The 19,927-nt window shown below is 70.5% G+C and carries 14 protein-coding genes and 1 pseudogene; 10 read left to right on the top strand and 5 right to left on the bottom strand.

Features of this window, described 5'->3' with window-relative positions:
• Positions 1–67: 67 nt before the first annotated feature.
• Positions 68–1,075, bottom strand: a complete 1,008-nt coding sequence (locus ABS361_09885) for a hypothetical protein (protein XBY46486.1) — start codon at positions 1,073–1,075, stop codon at positions 68–70.
• Between ABS361_09885 and ABS361_09880 the strand changes: the two genes are divergently transcribed.
• Positions 1,053–2,561 (top strand): DHA2 family efflux MFS transporter permease subunit, encoded by a 1,509-nt coding sequence (locus ABS361_09880; protein XBY46485.1) that lies wholly within the window; start codon positions 1,053–1,055, stop codon positions 2,559–2,561. The two genes, ABS361_09885 and ABS361_09880, sit on opposite strands and share 23 nt — an antisense overlap.
• The gene (locus ABS361_09875) at positions 2,548–3,981 is read left to right on the top strand and encodes an amidase family protein (protein XBY46484.1); all 1,434 of its coding nucleotides are present in this window, start codon (positions 2,548–2,550) and stop codon (positions 3,979–3,981) included. Before ABS361_09880 ends, ABS361_09875 begins: the two co-directional genes overlap by 14 nt.
• 15 nt (positions 3,982–3,996) lie before the next feature.
• Here ABS361_09875 and ABS361_09870 read toward each other — a convergent pair whose 3' ends face one another.
• The 4 genes from ABS361_09870 to ABS361_09855 all read right to left on the bottom strand — a co-directional run bounded on the left by ABS361_09870 (position 3,997) and on the right by ABS361_09855 (position 6,876).
• Positions 3,997–4,836, bottom strand: a complete 840-nt coding sequence (locus ABS361_09870) for a metallophosphoesterase (protein ID XBY46483.1) — start codon at positions 4,834–4,836, stop codon at positions 3,997–3,999.
• Positions 4,833–5,213, bottom strand: coding sequence for a 4'-phosphopantetheinyl transferase superfamily protein (locus tag ABS361_09865; GenBank protein XBY46482.1), 381 nt, complete (start codon positions 5,211–5,213; stop codon positions 4,833–4,835). Before ABS361_09865 ends, ABS361_09870 begins: the two co-directional genes overlap by 4 nt.
• A 26-nt stretch (positions 5,214–5,239) precedes the next feature.
• Positions 5,240–5,530 carry a hypothetical protein gene (locus ABS361_09860; protein XBY46481.1) on the bottom strand — a complete coding sequence of 97 codons (291 nt, stop codon included), beginning with the start codon at positions 5,528–5,530 and terminating at the stop codon, positions 5,240–5,242.
• Between the two features lie 65 nt (positions 5,531–5,595).
• Positions 5,596–6,876, bottom strand: a complete 1,281-nt coding sequence (locus ABS361_09855; GenBank protein XBY46480.1) for an SfnB family sulfur acquisition oxidoreductase — start codon at positions 6,874–6,876, stop codon at positions 5,596–5,598.
• A 349-nt stretch (positions 6,877–7,225) separates the two neighbouring features.
• Between ABS361_09855 and ABS361_09850 the strand changes: the two genes are divergently transcribed.
• From ABS361_09850 to ABS361_09815, 8 genes and pseudogenes are all read left to right on the top strand, one after another.
• Entirely contained in the window at positions 7,226–8,677 is a 1,452-nt protein-coding gene (locus ABS361_09850; GenBank protein XBY46479.1) for an ABC transporter substrate-binding protein, read from the top strand.
• Positions 8,678–8,691: 14 nt separating this feature from the next.
• Positions 8,692–9,633 (top strand): ABC transporter permease, encoded by a 942-nt coding sequence (locus ABS361_09845; protein ID XBY46478.1) that lies wholly within the window; start codon positions 8,692–8,694, stop codon positions 9,631–9,633.
• Positions 9,630–10,550 (top strand): ABC transporter permease, encoded by a 921-nt coding sequence (locus ABS361_09840; protein ID XBY46477.1) that lies wholly within the window; start codon positions 9,630–9,632, stop codon positions 10,548–10,550. The genes ABS361_09845 and ABS361_09840 overlap by 4 nt, the downstream gene beginning before the upstream one ends.
• A pseudogene (locus ABS361_09835) lies at positions 10,547–12,231 on the top strand (ABC transporter ATP-binding protein). Before ABS361_09840 ends, ABS361_09835 begins: the two are co-directional and overlap by 4 nt.
• 82 nt (positions 12,232–12,313) lie before the next feature.
• On the top strand, positions 12,314–13,186 hold the full coding sequence (fabD, locus tag ABS361_09830; GenBank protein XBY46476.1) for an ACP S-malonyltransferase: 873 nt from the start codon (positions 12,314–12,316) through the stop codon (positions 13,184–13,186).
• Between the two features lie 75 nt (positions 13,187–13,261).
• Entirely contained in the window at positions 13,262–15,880 is a 2,619-nt protein-coding gene (locus tag ABS361_09825; GenBank protein ID XBY46475.1) for a type I polyketide synthase, read from the top strand.
• Positions 15,881–15,968: 88 nt separating this feature from the next.
• Positions 15,969–16,400: a hypothetical protein gene (locus ABS361_09820; protein ID XBY46474.1), complete on the top strand. Its 432-nt coding sequence runs from the start codon at positions 15,969–15,971 to the stop codon at positions 16,398–16,400.
• Positions 16,397–19,885 (top strand): amino acid adenylation domain-containing protein, encoded by a 3,489-nt coding sequence (locus ABS361_09815; GenBank protein ID XBY46473.1) that lies wholly within the window; start codon positions 16,397–16,399, stop codon positions 19,883–19,885. The genes ABS361_09820 and ABS361_09815 overlap by 4 nt, the downstream gene beginning before the upstream one ends.
• Positions 19,886–19,927 lie beyond the last annotated feature (42 nt).

The following is a 19,927-nucleotide window of genomic DNA, read 5'->3' as shown; positions in this document are numbered from 1 at the left end:
CGTCGGCCCGCTCTTCGAGCACGATCGGGCCGAGCGGATCCACCCGTACGAGGCCGGCCGATGGCGATCAGCCGCCGTTGGCGACAATGCATTCCTTCAGGCGAATGAAGGCCTTGGTCGCCTGGTTGCCGAGCGGAACCTTGTCGTTGTCTTCGGTGCCGCCGAGATAGAGATCGAAGCCGCCGCGCTGGGCGAGTACCTCGATGAAGTTGCGATCGACCATCATCCACAGCCGCTTGCCGTCGGCCGCGGCCGTGCCGTCATGTTGCTGACCGTTATTCGGCTCGCGGAAGGGGACGATGAAGGAACCCGGCCAGCGGCCCTTCCGGTCTTCCGCGCGGACGCTGACATAGTCTTTCCGATCGGTCTTCAGCGCCAGGATGTCGTCGCGCCCGCCGACCCGGCGCGTGGCGCGGCAGTTGGTCACGCCGTTGGCCTCCAGCGTCGCGGTAAAAGCCCAGCCGTCGAAGCCGGGTCCGAACGGTTTGACCTGCGCCAGCGCGGGGCTGACGAGCGCGGTGAAGGCGAGGGCGGCGCCGAGCGCGAGTGACGGGAACGATCGGGTCATCTGGCAATCTTCCGGTTGGACGGTTCGCAATCCATAGGAACCGCAGGGACAAAAACCTATCGAGAACTGCCGAAGCTGGGCAGTTCGGCGCTCAAGTTCGCCGAATTCAGCAGGTTCGGCAAGGCTGCGGAACCCGATGGCGACAACGAAGCGGGACTTGCCGCCGCGCCTTGCGCAGGCACGGCGCTGGGGCTGAGGCGCCGGGGCGACGAGCTTCGCGACTGGAAGCTCTCGCCCGGCCATCCGGACGGACGGCGACCGGCGCGCGGCCGCATGGCGGATCGGATTTTGCGGGACGCGCGACCGGTGGGCCGGCCATCGGGCGGATCGTGACGCGAATTCGGCGGGACGGCGTGGAGTGTCGCCCGTCGGCCGGGTATTCTCAGCGCGCAACGCCGCATCGAACTCCGGAGGATGGACCTTGGATCGGCGTACCGTCGGCGAAACGGGTCGCTTTCTGGGCTTCCTGGCCATGGCGCTGGGCATGTTCATGGCCCTGATCGACATCCAGATCGTCTCCGGCTCGCTGCGCGACATCCAGGGTGGGCTGTCGGCCAGCCGGGACGAGATGTCCTGGGTCCAGACCTCCTATCTGGTGGCGGAGATCGTCATGATCCCGCTGACCGGCTGGCTCGCGAGCGTCTTCTCGACGCGCTGGCTGTTCACGGCCTCGGCGGTGCTGTTCACCGTGGCGAGCCTGCTGTGCGGGCTCGCCTGGAGCATCGAGTCGATGATCGTGTTCCGCGTCGTGCAGGGTTTCGTCGGCGGCGCGATGATCCCGCTCGCCTTCTCGGCCGGTTTCGCGTTGTTCCGTGGGCCCAAGGCGGCGCTGATCCCGGCCGTGCTCGGCGTCATGGGCACGCTCGCCCCGACGCTCGGGCCGACGCTCGGCGGCTGGATCACCGAGACGCTGTCCTGGCGCCATCTGTTCTACGTCAACATCGTGCCGGGCCTTGTCATCGCCGTCGCGGTGCCGGTCTTCGTTCGGGTCGACGAGCCGGACCTGTCGCGGCTGCGCGGCTTCGACGCTCTGTCGATCCCGTTCATCGCGATCGCGTTCGGCGGCCTCGGCTATGTGCTGGAGGAGGGCGTCCGCAAAGACTGGTTCGCCTCGCCGATCATCGCGGCCAGCGCGGCCGCGGCATTGGCGAGCTTCGTGGTGGTGATCTGGCGCGGGTTGACCCATCGGCGGCCCGTGCTCGATTTCGGCGCGCTCGCGATCCCGAACTACGGGCTCGGCTGCGCGCTCGCCTTCATCGTCGGCGTCGGCAACTACGGCGCGATCTATGTGCTGCCGGTGTTCCTCGGCGAGGTCAGGGCGTTCAACAGCCTCGACATCGGCCGTGCGATCTTCGTGACGGGTGTGGCGCAGGTGCTGACCACGATCGTGATCGCGGCGACCGCCAATCGCGTCGACCAGCGACTGCTGCTCGCGGTCGGGCTGGTCGGCTACGGCGCCTCGCTCGCGATGATGACGCGGCTCACCCACGATTGGGGCGGCGCCGAGTTCTTCTGGGCGCTGGTGCTGCGCGGCGCGGCCAGCATGGCGGTCGTCGTGCCGATCACGAGCTTCGCGCTCGCCGGCGTGCCCCGGCCGCGCCTGCCGTCGGCGAGCGGGCTGTTCAACCTGATGCGCAATCTCGGCGGCGCGGTCGGCATCGCCGTGATCAGCGCCATGCTGCAGCAGGGCCAGACGGTCCACTACGCGCGCATGGCCGAGCGCGTGACGCCCTTCGTGGCCCATGCGGCCGAGGTCCGCGACGGCCTCGCGAGCCGCTTCGGCACGGTCTTCGCCGACGATCGGCGCGCCGACCGGGCCGGATTGTCACGGCTGACCAAAATCGCCGAACGCGAGGCGTTCGTTCTGGCGATCTCGGACGTTCTGAAATGGATGGCGGCGCTGTTTTTCATCGGTCTCGCCGCCGTGCCGTTCCTGCGCCGCAAGGAACAGGTGGCGGCGGCCGTCGAGGGCAAGGCCCATGAACCTGCATGACTATGCAAACGAGGACGCTTGTGGTCTCGCCGAACTGATCCGGCGCGGCGACGTGAGCGCGGCCGAGGTCGAGACCGCGGCGCGCGCCGCCATCGCCGCGCTGAACCCGACGGTGAATGCGGTGATCGAGATCGAGCCGGCCGCGCCGGGCCGGCCATTGCCGGACGGGCGCTTCCGCGGCGTGCCGTTCCTGCGCAAGGATCTCGTCGCGCAGGCGGCCGGCGCGCTCAACGAATGCGGCAGCCGACTCGCCGAGGGGCTCAGGGCCAAGGTGACCAGCGAGCTCACCCACCGACACGATGCGGCCGGGCTCGTGACGCTCGGGCGCACGGCGACGCCCGAACTCGGCTTCAGCGTCGTCACCGAACCGGTCGCGACCGGACCGGTGCGCAATCCCTGGCAGCCGGATCGGACCGCCGGCGGTTCGAGCGGCGGCGCGGCGGCGGCGGTCGCCTCCGGCATGGTGCCGATGGCGCATGCCAACGACGGCGGCGGCTCGATCCGAATCCCGGCCGCCTGCACCGGGCTCGTCGGGCTGAAGCCGACCCGCGGCCGGGTCTCGCTCGGACCGGGGCACGGCAGCGTGCTGCTCGGCCTCGGCATCGAGCACGCCGTGACCCGCACCGTGCGGGACTGTGCCGCCCTGCTCGATGCGACCCACGGGCCGGCGATCGGTGATCCCTTCGTGCTGCCCGCGCCGGTCAGGCCCTATGCCGAGGAGGTCGGGGCGCCCGTCGAGCGGCTGCGCATCGCGGTCGCAACCGACGCCTGGAACGGCGCCGACGTCGATGCGGATGTGGTCGCGGCGACGCAGGCTGCCGCGCGGCTCTGTGAAGCGCTCGGCCACGATGTGGCCGAGGCGGCGCCGTCCTTCGATGTCGAAGCCTTCGACAGGGCGAACCTGCGGCTCTGGACCGGCTCGATCGCCTATGCCGTCGACAAGATCGCCGCCGCGACCGGGCGGCAGCCGGAACCCGATACGCTCGAGGTCGCGACGCTCGCCTGTTACGAGCACGGCCGGCGCGTCACGGCCGCGGATATCTATGAGGCCGACGACCTGATCAACGCCGTGTCGCGCAAGGTCGGGGGCTTCTTCGCCGATTGGGACGTGCTGATCACGCCGACCGTGGCGCGGACCGCGCCGCCGCTCGGGCTCCTCAGTGGCGCCGCGCCCGGCTGGACCGCGGAGAGCTGGACGGCGGCGATCTTCGCCTTCGCGCCGTTCACGGCGCTCTTCAACGCCACCGGCCAGCCGGCGATCTCGCTGCCGCTCGGCTGGGCGGCGGACGGGCTGCCGATCGGTGTGCAGTTCGTCGGCCGGTTCGGGCGCGAGGACGTGCTGCTCCGGCTCGCGGCGAGCCTGGAAGTCGCGCATCCCTGGATCGATCGCCGGCCGCCGCTCTGGGCCGGCGCCTTCTGATCCGACGGTGCCGGTTCAGCCGAAGCAGATCGCTTCGGGCGCCGCGGCCCCGGGCTCGATCTCGCGCAGGAGATCGCCCGGACCGATCCGACCTTCCCATTGGCGCGGATAGCCGAGCGAGACCTCCTCGAACCGGACGCCGTCGAGCCAGCGTGTCCGGCGAATGTGCAGATGGCCGTAGACGACCACTTCGGTGCCGAAGCGGCGGTGCCAGTCCGCGGTCAGCGTCGTGCCGCACCAGATCGAGAAGCGCGGGATGCGCGGCAGCACAGCGAGATCGCGATGGAGCGGGAAGTGATTGATGAGCACGGTCGGCATCGGCGGCTCGGCTTCGAGCCGGGCCAGCGTTGCGGCGACCCGCGCATGGCACCAGGCGATGCGCGACGGATAGGGGGCCGGGCTCAGCAGGTGTTCGTCGGCGCATTCGACCCCGGTCTCCCGCGACCAGGCCACCGCGGCCTCGAGCGGAACATCGGGCGGACGGAAGCTGTAGTCGTAGAGCAGGAACAGCGGCACGATCCGCAGCCGCCGGCCGCCGAACGCGGCGATCGCGAAAGGATCCTCCGGCGTCAGCACGCCGTAGCGGCGGCAGACCTCGACCAGCAGCTCGTATTTGGCGACGCCGCGCGGCGCATCCGGATCGCGCGCCGACCAGAGTTCATGGTTGCCCGGCACCCAGACCACCTGCCGGAACCGGGGCACCAGATGGTCGAGCGCATAGGTCAGATGCGCGACCGTCTCGCCGGTATCGCCGGCGAGGATCAGCCAGTCGTCGGGGTGCGGCGGCACGGTCGCCAGCATCCGGCGATTGACGTCCGAGCCGAGATGGAGATCGCCGACGGCGAAGAGCCTCATGCGCCGACCGCCTCGGCCCCGAGCGACACCCTGAACAGGCGGATCTCGTCCGTCGCGGCCGGCACGGCGAGCGCGAGCCGATGGGTCGGCGTCGGCGCGTCGTACCGGAACCGCCAGCGCGCCGGATCGTCCGGGCAACTCGCCGCGAAGGCGATCGTCGGCTCCGGGCCGTCGAGATCGAAGGAAAAGCCATCGAGCGGCAGCGACAGGCCCATGCCGCGCGCCTTGATATAGGCCTCCTTCAAGGTCCACAGCACGAAGAACCGCGTGCGCCGCGCCACCGGATCGGCGATGCGCCGGAGCGCGGCGAGCTCGGCCGGCGCGAAGACGCTCGGCGCGAGCCGGTCGTGGTCGAGCGTCCGCGCGGTGTTCTCCACGTCGATCCCGACATCCTCCGTCGCGGCTACGGCGAGGGCGACGAGCCCGGTCGTGTGCGACAGGTTGAAGTGGAGGCCGCCCCCGCCGCGGGACCGGCAACATGGGGCCGGCCGTAGTCATTGCGGGCGAAACGCCAGGCCGCGGGCGGCACGTCGGCGTAACGCGACAGCGTCAGTCGCACCAGGGCGTGAGCAGCCAGATAGAGCCGGCGCGGCGGCTCGATTAGGAAGCGCGCATGGACGGCGCGCTCCTCGTCGTCGAGAAGCGCGAGCGCGCCGTCCGGATCATGAATAGCCGCCGGATCGGCGAGCCACACGTCGACGCGTCCCGCCTCGAGATGCGTCGCGCGCGGCGCGGGCTCGGTCCGGACCTCGAGAGCGCTCAGATGAAGGCTCCTTGCGGCGGCCGGACCTCGTTCAGGACGAAGTTGCCGATGTGGAAGAATTTCCAGCGGACCGGATCGTGCAGCGTATGGGTCCGGGCATTGCGCCAGTGCCGATCGAGGCCGTGGGTGGCGAGCGTCGCGCGGCTGCCGGCGAGCTCGAACAGGCGGTTGGTCGCAGCCAGCGCGATCTCGGTCGACAGAACCTTGGCCTCGGCGGTCGCGATCGACGCCGCGGCGGAGGTGTCGGCGGTCGGGTCGGCGAGGCCGACGTCGACGAGCCGCGCGGCGCGTTCCATCATCGCTTCCGCGGCATGCAGCCGGATCGCCAGATCGCCGACGGCCGCGATCGTGAACGGGTCCTCGCTCGCCATCGCCTTGCCGCTGTCGACCCAGGCCCGCGACTTGCCGCGCACGAAGGCGACGGTGTCGTCGAGCGCACCCTTTGCGATGCCGAGATCGACGATCGCGGTCAGGATCTGGTTCACGGCGCCGTGGGCGGTCGGCAGCCCCTTGGAGAAGGGGGTCGGCACCAGCCGGTCGTAGGGCACGAACACGTCCTTCGCGATCACCGTGCCGGAGGCCGTCGTGCGCTGGCCGAAGCTCGACCAGTCGTTGACGATGGTCAGCCCGTCGGCCGCGCGATCGGCGAAGGCAAAGAAATGCTCGTTCTTGTCGTCCTTGCCGACGATGACGACCACGTGGGAGAGCAGTGCGCAGGTCGAGTAGAATTTCGTTCCGTTGACCAGCACGCCGCCATCGACGTGGGTCAGCTTGGTCTGCATGTCGTTGACCGGCCGGTTGCCGGGTTCGGACATGGCGTTGCCGAAGCGGACGCCCTTCAGCACCTCGGCGAAGAAATGGCGCCGCTGCTCCTCGGTCGCGTCGCTCTTCAGGTGTTCGACGAAGGCGAAGTGGTTGTGCGGCATCTGCCCGAGGCTCGGATCGACGGCCGAGATGATCTTCAGCACCTCGGTGACGGTGACGAACGACAGCTCCGGGCCGCCATAGGCTTTCGGCACCGTGATCGCCCACAATCCGCTCTGCGAGAAGCGCTCGATCTCGTCGATCGGCAGGAAGCCCTCGCGATCGCGCAGGGCCGCTTCCACGGCGAAGTCGGCGGCGAGTTCGCGGGCGACCGCGACCGCCTCGTCGTGGTCGCGAATGATCCGCGCGGGTTGGCGCGGGTAGGGGCTCGGCGGCAGCGACACGTCGGGTTGGTTCACCCGCGGCCGCTCCCGCAGCGGCTCGATGTTCTCGGCGGCGGCTCCCATCACCATCGGATGTCTCCTTGTCCCTTCGGCTTCGAGGTTCGGCTTCGGAGGTGGGATCATTCGCCGCAGGTCGTCACAACCAGGGCGAAAGCGTCACCGCAGAAGGCATTGAAGCTCTTGGTTGTTTTGGGTGAGCCGCACGCGGCCGACGGCTCATGCTGTTGTCTGTCATAACAGAGTGGTCGGCTTGTAATCAAGCTTTCCTATGATAGCATGATGCTAGATCTAGGGAGCAAAAACAATGAAAAATAATAGATCAATAATAATGATCATGGCGACTCTTGTGTCGCTGCTGATGATAAAGCTGGCTTACGCCGCTGAGATCAAGGCGGTTATGTCGTTCGATGTGAAGATATTGGATCCGATATGGACCAATTCACGTCCGACCCGCAACCACGGCTACATGATCTACGACACGTTGTTCGCGCTCGATCGGGACGGCAAGGTCGCTCCGCAGATGGTCGATCGGTACGACGTGTCGCCGGATCGACTGGTCTACACCTTTACGTTGCGTGATGGTCTGCTCTGGCACGACGGCCAGCCGGTCACGGCGGAGGACTGCGTCGCCTCGATCCGGCGCTGGGCCGCGAAGGACTCGCTCGGCCAGAAACTGATGGCGATCACCCGCGCGATCGACGTCGTCGACGCGAAGTCGTTCCGGATCACGCTGACGAAGCCGACCGGCGTTCTGCTGTTCGGCCTCGCCAAGCCGTCGTCCTACCCGGCCTTCATGATGCCGAAGCGGGTTGCGGAGACCGATCCGTTCAAGCAGATCACCGACTATACCGGCTCCGGCCCGTTCGTGTTCAAGACCGACGAGTGGCAGCCGGGCGTGAAGGCGGTTTACGTCAAGTTCGACAAGTACAAGCCCCGCGACGAGCCGCCCTCGGGCCTCGCCGGGGGCAAGAAGGTCAATGTCGACCGGGTGGTCTGGCTGTCGATGCCGGATCCGCAGGCGCAGGTGAACGCGCTCGCCGCCGGCGAGATCGACTATCTCGAAATGCCGCTCGTCGACCTGCTGCCGCTGCTGCGCGACGACAAGAACGTCCGGCTGACCGAGTACAACCCGCTCGGCATCATGATGGCGTTCCGGATGAACCACACCACCAAGCCGTTCGACGATCCGAAGATCCGGCAGGCGGTCTGGTACGCGCTCAATCAGCGCGACTTCATGGCCGCGGCGGTCGGCGATCCGAAGCAGTACCGGATCTGCAAGTCGATGTACGCCTGCGGCACCGCCTTCGAGACCAACGTCGGCATGGAGGGCAAGCTGGAGTCCACCGTCGACAAGTCGAAGGCGCTGCTGAAGGAGGCCGGTTACGACGGGACGCCGGTCGTGCTGATCCAGTTCACCGGCCTCGGCTCGAACATCGGGCCGGTCGCCAAGGCGCTGCTCGAGCGCGGCGGCTTCAAGGTCGACATGCAGGTCTCCGACATCGCGACCTGGGTGGCGCGGCAGAAGAGCCGGGCGCCGTCGAACGCCGGCGGCTGGAGCGCCTTCATGACCGGGCCGACCGGCATCGACACGATCAACCCGCTGGTCGTCGACATGATGGACGCCAGTTGCGACAAGGCGCAGCCCGGCTGGCCCTGCGATGCCGAGCTCGAGAAGCTGCGGCAGGCGTTCATGGACGCGACCGATCTCGAAGCGCAGAAGGCCGCGGCCGATGCGGCGCAGAAGCGCGCGGTCGAGATCTCGACCCATATCCCGATCGGCCAGTTCCATGTGCCGATCGCGACACGGTCGACTGTCGAAGGCGTCATTGAGGCGCCGGCGCCGGTGTTCTGGAACCTCGTCAAGCACTGAGCGGGGGACATCGGATGGCTTCGGCACTCGTCGGTCGGCTGGCGGCGATGGTTCCGGTGCTGCTCACGGTGGCGGCGACGGTATTCCTGCTGCTCCGGATCGGGATCGGCGATCCCGCGGCCTCGATGGCCGGGGACGCCGCCTCGACCGCGCAACTCGCCGCGATCCGCACGCAGTTCGGGCTCGATCAGCCGGTCGCCGTGCAGTTCGCGACCTGGCTCGGCCATGCCGCGCGCGGCGACCTCGGCACGAGCTTCTATTTCCGGGTGCCGGTCGCCGATCTGATCGGCGAGCGGTTCGGCCCGACGGTCTCGCTCGCGGCTCTGACTCTGGCGGTGGCCGTGGCGCTCGGCGTGCCGCTCGGGGTCGCGGCCGCCAACCGGCGCGGCCGCTGGCTCGACCGGACGCTGATGGGTTTCACCGTGGTCGGCTTCTCCGCGCCGAGCTTCGTCGTCGCCTATGCCTGCGTCTACATCTTCGCGATCCGGCTCGGCTGGCTACCGGTGCAGGGCTATGCGCCGCTCTCGGCCGGGCTCGGGACATGGCTCGCGCATCTCGTCCTGCCGGTCCTGTCGCTCGCGCCGGTCTATGTCGCGGTGATCGCGCGCATGACCCGGGCGAGCGTCGCCGAGACGCTCGGCGAGGATTATGTCCGCACCGCCCGCGCCAAGGGCGCGGCACCCGTTCGCGTGCTGCTGCGCCATGCGCTGCCCAACGCCGCGGCGCCGGTCCTGACCGTGATCGGCGTCGCGATCGGCCTGCTGATGGGCGGCGTGGTGGTGATCGAGAACGTGTTCAATCTGCCCGGTCTCGGCCGGCTCGTGGTCGATTCCGTCGTCGCCGGCGACTACCCGGTCGTGCAGGGCGCGATCCTGGTTTCGGCCGTGATCTGTCTCGGCGCCAATCTGGCGATCGACATCGTCTACGGCCTGATCGACCCGAGGATCCGGACATGAGCATGCCGGCCGGACTGCCGATCGGGACGACGTCCGTCACGGCCTCGCGCGGGGCGCTGGCCCGTGCGCTCCGCCGGCCGGAGGCGCTGGTCGGCGGCGTCCTGTTGCTGTTGATCGCCGGCGCGGCGGTGCTCGCGCCATGGCTCGGCACCGTCGACCCGGTCGCCATCGATCCGATCGCGCGCAATCTGCCGCCCGGCGCGATCATGACGGTGACGCGGCCGGACGGCAGCACGATCGAGCGCCTCGCGCTGTTCGGCACCGACGGGCTCGGCCGCGACCTCTGGAGCCGTGTGCTCTACGGCGGTCGCGCCTCGCTCGCGATCGGGATCAGCGCGGCGCTGCTCAGCGGCGTCTGCGGCGCGGTGATCGGGCTCCTGGCCGGCTATTGGCGCTGGTTCGACTGGATCGCCATGCGCGTGATGGACGGGCTGATGGCGATCCCGGGCATCCTGCTCGCGATCGGCCTCGTCTCGGTGTGGCGCGCGGGGGTGATCACGGTCGTGATCGCGATCATGGTGCCGGAGATGCCGCGGGTCGCGCGGCTGGTGCGCTCGGTCGCGCTGCGCATCCGCGCCGAGCCGTATGTCGAGGCGGCCGAGGCCGTCGGCTCGTCGTCCGCGCGGATCATCTGGCGCCATGTGACGCCGGGCGTGCTCGGCCCGCTCGCCGTGCAATGCGCCTTCGCCTGCGCGACCGCGATCCTGATCGAGGCGGCGCTCAGCTTTCTCGGGGTCGGCGTGCCGCTCGAAACGCCGACCTGGGGCAATGTCATGTCCGAGGGGCGGCAGTGGTTCCGTCTCTATCCCCAGACGATCCTGATCCCCGGCGTCTTCGTCGCGGTGACGGTGCTGGCGGTCAATCTGGTTGGCGATGGCCTGCGCGATGCCTTCGATCCGGTCGGGAGGGCGCGATGACGGCGGCGCCGGTGCTCTCCATCCGCGACCTCGTGGTTGAAATGCCCGGCCATCCGCCGGTCCGCGCGCTCGAGGGCCTGTCGCTCGACGTCGCGGCCGGCGAACTCGCCTGTCTCGTGGGCGAGTCCGGTTCGGGCAAGTCGACCACGGCGCTGGCGGTGATGGGCCTGCTGCCCGCCGGGGCGCGGGTGGCCGGGTCGATCCGGCTCGCCGGCGAGGAAATTCTCGGCGCGCCGGAGCCACGGCTGCGCGCGCTTCGCGCGAGCACCGTCGGCATGGCGTTCCAGGAGCCGATGACGGCGCTGAACCCGGTGATGACCTGCGGCGCGCAGGTCGAGGAGGTGTTCGCGATCCATGGGATCGGCGGCCACGGTTTCGGCGGCGGCGCCGAGCGGCGCCGGCGCGCGCTCGCGGCCTTTGCCGAGGTCGGGCTCGTCGATGCGGCGCGGATCGCGCGGTCCTACCCGCATCAGCTCTCGGGCGGCCAGCGGCAGCGGGTCGTCATTGCCATGGCGCTGGCGCTGAGGCCGGTGCTGTTCGTCGCCGACGAGCCGACGACGGCGCTCGATGTGACGACGCAGGCGCAGATCCTGGCGCTGATCCGTTCGATCCGGCGCGAGCGCGGCATGGGCGTGCTGTTCGTCACCCACGACTTCGGCGTCGTCGCGGACATCGCCGACAGCGTGGCCGTGCTGAAGGCCGGCCGGCTCGTCGAGCAAGGCCCCGCCACGACAGTGCTCGATCGGCCGACGGCGCCTTACACGCGCGCGCTGATCGCGGCGATCCCGCGGCTCGAACCGCCCGCGACGCCCCGTGCCGATCCGCCGCCGCCGGTGCTGCTGTCGGTCGAGGGGCTGACCAAGATCTATCGGGATCGGCGGGGTTTCCGCCGCACGACGGTGGTCGGCGCCGAGGATGTCTCCTTCGCGGTCAGGCACGGCCAGACGCTCGGGATCGTCGGCGAGTCCGGATCGGGCAAGTCGACCGTGGCGCGCTGCGTCGCGCGTCTGGTCGCGCCCGATGCCGGGCGGATCCTGCTCGACGGAGCCGATCTCGCCGCACTCGGCGGCGCCGCGCTCAAGCAGTTCCGCCGCCGTGTGCAGATCGTGTTTCAGGATCCCTATCGCTCGCTCGACCCGCGCCAGACGGTCGCCGAGGCGCTGATGGAGGGCCGACCAACTACGGCGTCCCGCGCGCCGAGGCGCGGACGCGGGCCGCGCATTGCCTCGAGCTGGTGCGGCTCGGCACCGAGGCGCTCGACCGCTATCCGCAGCAATTCTCCGGCGGCCAGCGCCAGCGGATCTGCATCGCCCGTGCGCTCGCGCTGGAGCCGGCGCTGCTGATCGCCGACGAGGCGACCTCGGCGCTCGACGTCTCCATCCAGGCCGAGATCCTCGAACTGCTTCGCGATCTGCGCGATCGGCTCGGCCTGTCGATGCTGCTCGTCACCCACGACCTGCGCATCGCCGCCGGCTTTTGCGACGGCGTGGTCGTCATGCGCGGCGGCCGCGTCGTGGAAGCGGGAACGCCGCAACAGATCTTCGCCGCGCCCACCCATCCCTATACGCGCGAACTGATCGCATCCGCTCCTGGGAGAAATCGTGCCCCGACGGAAAGTAAAAAATCGGGCGAAGAGCTTTATGGTGCTTGTGAAATGTCTGTAGAGTCCCGTATCATGTAGATAAATAGAAGCGGCACGATCAATAATAATAAGAACAAACGTTCTTCATTGTTCGCTGCCGAATAATATTCGGGAGGTCGTCGTGCATGTCTTCCTCTTTCCGGGGCAGGGCTCTCAATATGTAGGGATGGGTGCGGATCTGTTCGATGCGGTCGACGAGTTTGTCTCGCACGAAGCCGAGATCGACGCGATCCTCGGCTACTCGCTGCGCGATCTCTGCCTCAACGATCCGGACGGCCGGCTGAAGCAGACGGCGTTCACGCAGCCGGCGCTGTTCGTCGTCAATGCGCTGCATCTCGCCCGCGCAAGGGCAGAGGGGCGGCAGGCGGATATCCTGGCCGGCCACAGTCTCGGCGAGTTCAACGCCCTGCATGCCGCGGGCGCGTTCGATCTCCTCGACGGTGTCCGCATCGTGCAGAAGCGCGGGGCGCTGATGGCCCGTGCGACCGGCGGCGGCATGGCGGCCGTGCTCGGGCTCACGGTGGAGCGGCTGGAAGCCGCGCTGCGCGAGGCCGGCGTCACCGGGCTCGACGTCGCCAACTACAACGCGCCGACCCAGACCGTGCTGTCCGGGCCGGAAGCTGCCATCGCTGCGGCGGAGCGGGCGCTGACGGCCGCCGGCGCCAAGATGGTGGTCCGCCTGCCGGTGAGCGCGGCGTTCCACTCGCGCTACATGGCCGAGGCGGCGGCCGAATTCCGCGCCTTCCTGCGCACCTTCCGCTTCCGGGATCTCGTCACGCCGGTGACGTGCAACGTCACCGGCCGACCCTATCCGGAGGGCGCCGCGGACGGGATCGTCAAGGCGCGGCTCGGCGAGCAGGTCGCGAGCCCGGTGCGCTGGCACGAGACGATCCTCTGGCTCCTCGATCATGGGGCGCACAGCTTCGAGGAGCTCGGTCCGGGCAAGGTCCTGACCCGGCTCAACCAACAGATCGACGTCGCCGCCGCGGCCTGACCCGCCGCGAACGGCAAGGCGCGCCCGCAGCATCGGGCGCGGACATCCTGTTTCGCTCCAGTCGGAGATCGTTCCATGTCGGAGACCCATGCCGCCGACGCCGATCCCGCCGCTCTCCTCGCCACGCTGGCGAGCGAGGATCCGGCGATTGCCGAGCTCGTGGCGCTGACTGCCGATGTGGAACCGACGCTGGCGCGGGTGGGCGCGGCGACGGGGCTTCCCCTGGCGGCCGATCGGAGCCGGCCGGATGAGGCGCCGGGCCTGTCCGGGCACCGGGCGGCGGTCGTCGTCTGCGACGACGCGACCACGGACCTCGCGCCCGTGGCGAGGGCGGCGGCGGCGCTGCCGGCCGGCAGCATCGTCCTGCTCGCCGCGCCGCGCGACGGCTCGTCCGTCGGCGCGGCGGCGGCGCTGATCGCCTTTTCCGAACGGGGCTGGACGCCAGAGGGCCGCGACCATGCGGCCGGCGAGGGGGCCTGGGCCGTCTTCCGCCTGGAGCGGCGCGATTTCGCGATCCGGCTCGCCGTAGCGGCTGATCTGCCGGTACTGGAGCGGCTCGAACGGGACTGTTGGGCGCCGGGGCTCCAGATGCCGACGCGGACGCTCGCGCGCCGGATCGAAAGGTTTCCGCTCGGCCAGCTCGTGCTCGAGCACGCCGGTGCCGTCGTCGGCGCGGTCTATTCCCAGCGCATCGCCGAACCCCGTTTCGAAGGCGTGACCGCGACGGATGTGCATCGGCTGCATCGGCCGGACGGGCCCGTGCTGCAGCTGCTGGCGCTCAACATCGCGCCCACGGTGCAGGACCGCGCTTACGGCGACGTGCTGCTCGAATTCGCGCTGGAGCGGGCGGCGACGCTGCCCGGCGTCGAGGCGATCGTCGGCGTCACGCGCTGCAAGGACGCCGGGAAGCGCCCCGACCTGTCGCACGCCGACTATATCGCGCTCACCAACCCGGCCGGGCGCCGGCTCGACCCGGTGCTGCGCATGCACGAGCTTCATGGCGCGGAGATCATCGGTCCGGTCGAAGGCTACCGGCCGAAGGACGCGGTCAATGGCGGCGCCGGCGTTCTGGTGCGCTACGATCCGAAGCGGCGGCAGCGCCGCGCGATCGAACCGCAAACGATCACGTCCCCGTCGGCCGATGTGCTTGCGATGGATGCGCCTCCGCGCGATGCCTTGGCGCCGGTGCGCGAGGCGATCGCGACGGTGCTCGGTCGGGGCGGGCCGGATGCGGTGCCGCCGACCGCGCCGCTCTTCGAGCTCGGGCTCGATTCCGCCGATCTGCTGGACCTCAACGAACGGCTGAGCGCCGTCTTCGGGCGCATGATCGAGCCGGCCTTCTTCTTCGAGCACAACACGGCGGCGCGGATTGCCGCCGCGCTCGACCGCGACGGGGCGACCCGCGCGCCGATCGAGACGACCGAGAGTGTGACCGCAAAAGCGGGCGACGTGCGGCGGGAGGATATCGCCATCGTCGGCTTAGCCTGCCGGCTGCCGGGTGGCGTCGGCTCGCCCGAGGCGTTTTGGCAGCTCCTGGCCGAGGGGCGGAACGCGGTCGGCGCGCGGCCGGCGGACCGCTGGGCGTGGCCGGCCGGCTTCGACCCCGCCACCCATCCCGGCATCGATCGCGGCGGCTTCCTCGACGATGTCGCGCGCTTCGACGCCGCCTTCTTCCGCATCTCGCCGAAGGAGGCGCGGGTCATGGATCCGCAGCAACGCCTGCTGCTGGAAGCCGCCTGGACGGCCTTCGAGGATGCCGGCTGGCGCCCGTCGGATCTCGCCGGCAGCGACACCGGCGTCTTCGTCGGTGCCTCCGGATCGGACTACCACCTGCGGCTCGCCGAGGCCGAGACCGAGATCGAGGGCCATTACGCGCTCGGCGCGTCGATGGCGGTGCTGGCGAACCGGATCTCGTATTTCTTCGACTTCGACGGTCCGAGCCTGCAGATCGACACCGCCTGTTCGAGCTCGCTGGTCGCGCTCAACGAGGCCGTCGCGGCGCTCCGGGCCGGCACCTGCGGGCGGGCGCTGGTCGCGGGGGTGAACGTGCTCTGCCATGCGGCGGCGAGCATCGGCTACTGGCGCGCGGGCATGCTGTCGAAGGACGGCCGCTGCAAGACCTTCGACGCCGCCGCCGACGGCTATGTCCGTGGCGAGGGCGTCGTCGCGCTGGTACTGAAGCCGCTCGCGGCGGCACTGGCCGACGGCGACCGGATCGAGGCCGTGATCAAGGGCACCGCGACCAACCACGGCGGCCAGGCCGCCGGCCTCACCGTGCCCAATCCGGCCCGGCAGGCCGATCTCGTCCGCAAGGCGCTCGCCGCCGCCGGCATCGGGCCGGAGACGATCAGCTACATCGAAGCCCACGGCACCGGCACCGCGCTCGGCGACCCGATCGAGGTGCGCGGGCTGAAACAGGCCTTCGGCGTCTCGGATGGAGCCGGACCGGACGGCGCGGCGGCGCCGGTCTGTCTGATCGGATCGGTCAAGACCAACATCGGCCATCTCGAAGCCGCCGCCGGGCTCGCCGGCCTCATCAAGACCGTGCTGGCGCTCAGGGCCGGCACGATCCCGGCCTCGCTGAACTTCTCGACGCTCAATCCGCATCTGTCGTTCGAAGGCAGCCGGTTCGCGGTTACGACGGCCGCCACCCCTGGGTGGCGGTGCCGAGCGCGCCGCGCCGGGCGGGCGTGAGCAGCTTCGGCTCCGGCGGCGCGAACGCCCATGCGGTCCTTGAGGAGGCGCCGCACGCGGCGGCCGGTTCTCCCGATCGGGGCCTTTCGTGATCCCGCTCTCGGCGCGCGACGAGGTCGGGCTGCGCGCGCGGGCGGCGGATCTCGCGGCGTGGCTCGACCGCGCGGCCGGTCCCGAGATCGGCGATATCGCCTACACGCTTCAGCTCGGCCGCGAGGCTTTCGACGCGCGCGCGGCGGCCGTCGTCGAAGAAGTCGCCGGGCTGCGGCGGGCGCTCGCCGGCATCGCGGCGGGCGAGAAGCGTGTGACGGTGCCCGCGGGGACGACGAGGCAGGACATCGACAAGGAAGCGGCCGATGCGTTGCGGGATCGCCGCCTCGACGATCTGGCGCGGCTCTGGGGCGCGGGGCGACCGTCGATTGGGCTCCGCTCTGGGGCGGGCGGCGACCCCGGCGGCTCGCCTTGCCGACCCACCGGTTCGGCGGCGATCGCCACTGGGCCTTCGATGCGCCGGCAATGACGGCCGAACCCGCGGTCGGCCCGGCATCCGATCTCGCGGCGCGCGTGCGGGCCCATGTTGCCGCGGTGCTCGCCATGCCGGCGGACGCATTGGACGAGACGGCGCCGCTCAGGTCCTACGGTCTGGACTCGATCGGCGGCATCAAGCTTCAGGAGCGGCTGGCCGACGACCTCGGCGTCGCGTTGAGCGGGCTCGACATCCTCGAAAGCGCCGATCTCGCCGCGTTGGTGGCGGAGATCGGCGCGCGGCTCGGGCCCGAAACCCTCGCGGAGACGCGGTCGCCATCGCTGCCGGTGGCCGCCCCCGATCGGCCGCTGTCGGAAGGCCAGAAGGGGCTCTGGGCGTTCCAGGCGGCCCATCCGGGCAATGCCGCCTACAATCTTCCCTTCCTGCTCGCCTTTGAGCACCGGCTCGACGACGCACGGCTGGAGGCCGCGATCCGGGCCGCGACCGCGCGGCATCCGGTGCTCGGCGAACGGATCGTCGAGCAGGTGGACGGCCCCCGCCGGGTGGGCGGCGCCGTCGCGATGGTCATGCGCGAGACCGCACACGACCTCGACAAGGCCGCCCTGTCGGCGCGGCTGGAGGCGCTGGCGACGGTGCCGTTCCGGCTCGCCGACGAGGCGCCGCTGCGGGTCCATCGGATCGATCGGAATGGGGCGACGCTGCTGCTCGTCGTCGTCCATCACATCGCCTTCGACGGCGCATCGGTGGCGCCGTTCTTCGAGACGCTGCTCGGGGCTTATGCGGGGGCGAGCATCGCCGGACCGGAGGGCAGCGATTTCGATGCCTTCGTCGCCGCCGAGGCCGAGACCATCGCCGGCGAGGCCGCCGATCGCGCGCGCCGGCATTTCGCCAGCCGCCTCGCCGGCGCCGCGCCGGCGCTCGACCTGCTGTTCGACCCGCCGCAAGAAACCGGCCGCCATGACGCCGATGCCGCTGTGGTCCAGCGGATCGAGGCGGAGGAGGCCGGGCGCATCGCCGGCTTCTGCCGCACGGCCGGGGTGACGCCTGCCAGTCTGTTCCTCGGCGCTTTCGGCGCCGTGCTCGGCCGATGGGCCGGCACCGACGACGTCGTCGTCGGCGTCACGGCCTCCGTCCGGCGCCGGCGCGAGTTTGCGGATCTGGTCGGCTATTGCGTCAACATGGTGCCGGTGCGGCTCGCCTTCGCGGAGGAAAACACCTGGGCCGAAACGCTGCGCGCGGCGCAGCGGGCGCTGACCGGCGACCTCGACCACGCGGCCTATCCCTTCGCACGTCTGGTCCGCGATCTCCGGCCGGAGCGGTCCGACCTTCGGACGCCGGTGTTCCAGGTCGCGTTCAACCACACGCCCCATGTCGGTGACGCGTTGCGCATGATCGAGGCGAAGCATGCCGGCGTCCGGTTCCTGCCCGATCTGCACCAGCGCAGCGAATACGCGCTCGAATTGGAAATCTCCGAAGCGGCAGGCGCTTACGAGCTGCGGCTGAAGTTCGATAGCGGCCTGTTCCGCCCCGCGACCGCCGAACGGATCGTCGGGCATCTCCGCGCCCTGATTGCCGAGGGGATCGCCCGCCCGGCCGAACCGCTCGGCGCCCTCGACATGCTGACCGAAGCCGAGCGCCGCGTGATCCTCGGACCCTGGGCCGGGGTCGACAGCGTCGAGGCCGGGACCACCGTCGATCGGCTGGTCCTGGCGCAGGCGGCGCGCACGCCCGATGCCCTCGCCGTCGTGCAAGGCGATACGAGGCTCACTTACACGGCTGTCGCGGTCGCGGCGCGACAGGTGGCGCAATCCCTTCTTTCGGCCGGCATTCAGCCGGGCGACCGCGTCGGCATCGCGCTCAGGCGGACGCCGATGCTGCCGGTCGCGCTGCTCGGTGTGTTCATGGCCGGCGCCGCCTATGTGCCGCTCGAACCCGATCTGCCGGAGCCGCGGCTGCGGTTCATGGCCGAGGACGCCGGCCTGCGGATGATCCTGACCGAGCCGGCTTTGCGTGACCGGATCGCGGCCGTCGCCCCGGCGGGGATCGCGATCCTCGAAGCCGAAAGCGGGGCGACGCGGCCGGTCGGCGGCGAGGCCGATCCGGCCCTCGCAACAGGCGACGGCCGCGCGACGCCGGACGGGCTCGCCTACGTGATCTATACCTCCGGCAGCACAGGCCGCCCGAAGGGCGTGATGATCCGCCAGTCGGCCTATGTCAGCGCGCTGCTGGCGCTCGCCCGGACGCCCGGCCTCGCGGCCGGCGACCGGCTGCTCGCGGTCACCACCTTCGGCTTCGACATCGCCGGCTTCGAACTGCTCGGACCGCTCGTCGTCGGCGCGACCTGCAGTCTCTGTCCGGCCGATGTGGTGCAGGACGCCGACCGGCTGCGGGCGACGATCGAGGCGGAGCGGCCGACGCTGATCCAAGCGACGCCGTCGCTCTGGGACATGCTGTTCGAGAGCGGCTGGCGGCCGCACGCCGGCTTGCGGCTCCTCTGCGGCGGCGAGCCGTTGCCGGACGGGCTGCGCCGCCGCTTCGAGGCCTCGGCCGGCGAGGCCTGGAACATGTACGGGCCGACAGAGGCGACCATCTGGGCCACGGCCGAACGCATCGCTGCCGACGCGCCGCGCGGTGTCGGCCGTCCGCTCGCCAACAGTCGGATCTACGTGCTCGACCGGGCGCTCCGCCCCGTTCCGATCGGCGTGATCGGCGAACTCTGTATCGGCGGCCAGGCGATCGCCGAGGGCTATCTCGGCCGGCCGGACCTGACGGCGGCGCGGTTCCTCGCCAATCCGTTCGAGCCCGGCGGCCGGCTCTATCGGACCGGCGACCGGGCGCGCTGGTTGCCGGACGGCTCGGTCGACCTGCTCGGCCGTGCCGACGATCAGGTCAAGATCCGCGGCTACCGCATCGAGCTCGGCGACGTCGAGACCCATCTCGCCGCGCATCCGGCGGTCCGCGAGGCGATCGCGGTGGTCGAGACCGTCGAGGGCCACGCCCGGCTCGCCGCGCATGTCCTGCTGCGGCGCGATGCGCGGGTCGCCGAGACGGATCTGCGCGACCACATGAAAGCGCGTGTGCCGCACTACATGGTGCCGGCCCGCTTCGTGGTGCAGACCGCCTTCCCGCTGACGCCGAACGGCAAGGTCGACCGCGCCGCGCTGGCCGCCGCGGCTGTGGTTCAGGCGGAAGCGATCATCGCACCGCGCGGGCGGCAGGACGACGGCCTGGAACGGCGCATCGCCGCGATCTGGCGCGAAGTGCTGCGGCGGCCGGAGATCGGCCGCGACGACGGCTTCTTCGAGGTCGGCGGCGATTCCATCCTGGCCGTGATCGTCGCGCGGCGGATCGCGACGGCGGCGGATCGCCCGTTCGGCGTCACCGACCTGTTCCGGCATCCGAGCATCGCCGCGATCGCGGCGCATCTCGGGCGGTCGGCGCCGCCGTTCCGGCCGCGGGTGCCCCATCCGGCACCGCCGCCGCATCCGACACGCCCCCGGTCCCGGCCCGCGAGGTAGGTGCCCCCGCGGCCGGCCGGGTCGCGCCGTCTCCGCATGCGG

This window comes from Ancalomicrobiaceae bacterium S20, from assembly GCA_040269895.1.
GTDB classification, from domain to species: Bacteria; Pseudomonadota; Alphaproteobacteria; order Rhizobiales; family Ancalomicrobiaceae; genus Methyloraptor; species Methyloraptor flagellatus.
The sequence above is the reverse complement of the archived record's forward strand: the minus strand, read 5'-3'. Positions and strand labels throughout refer to the sequence as shown.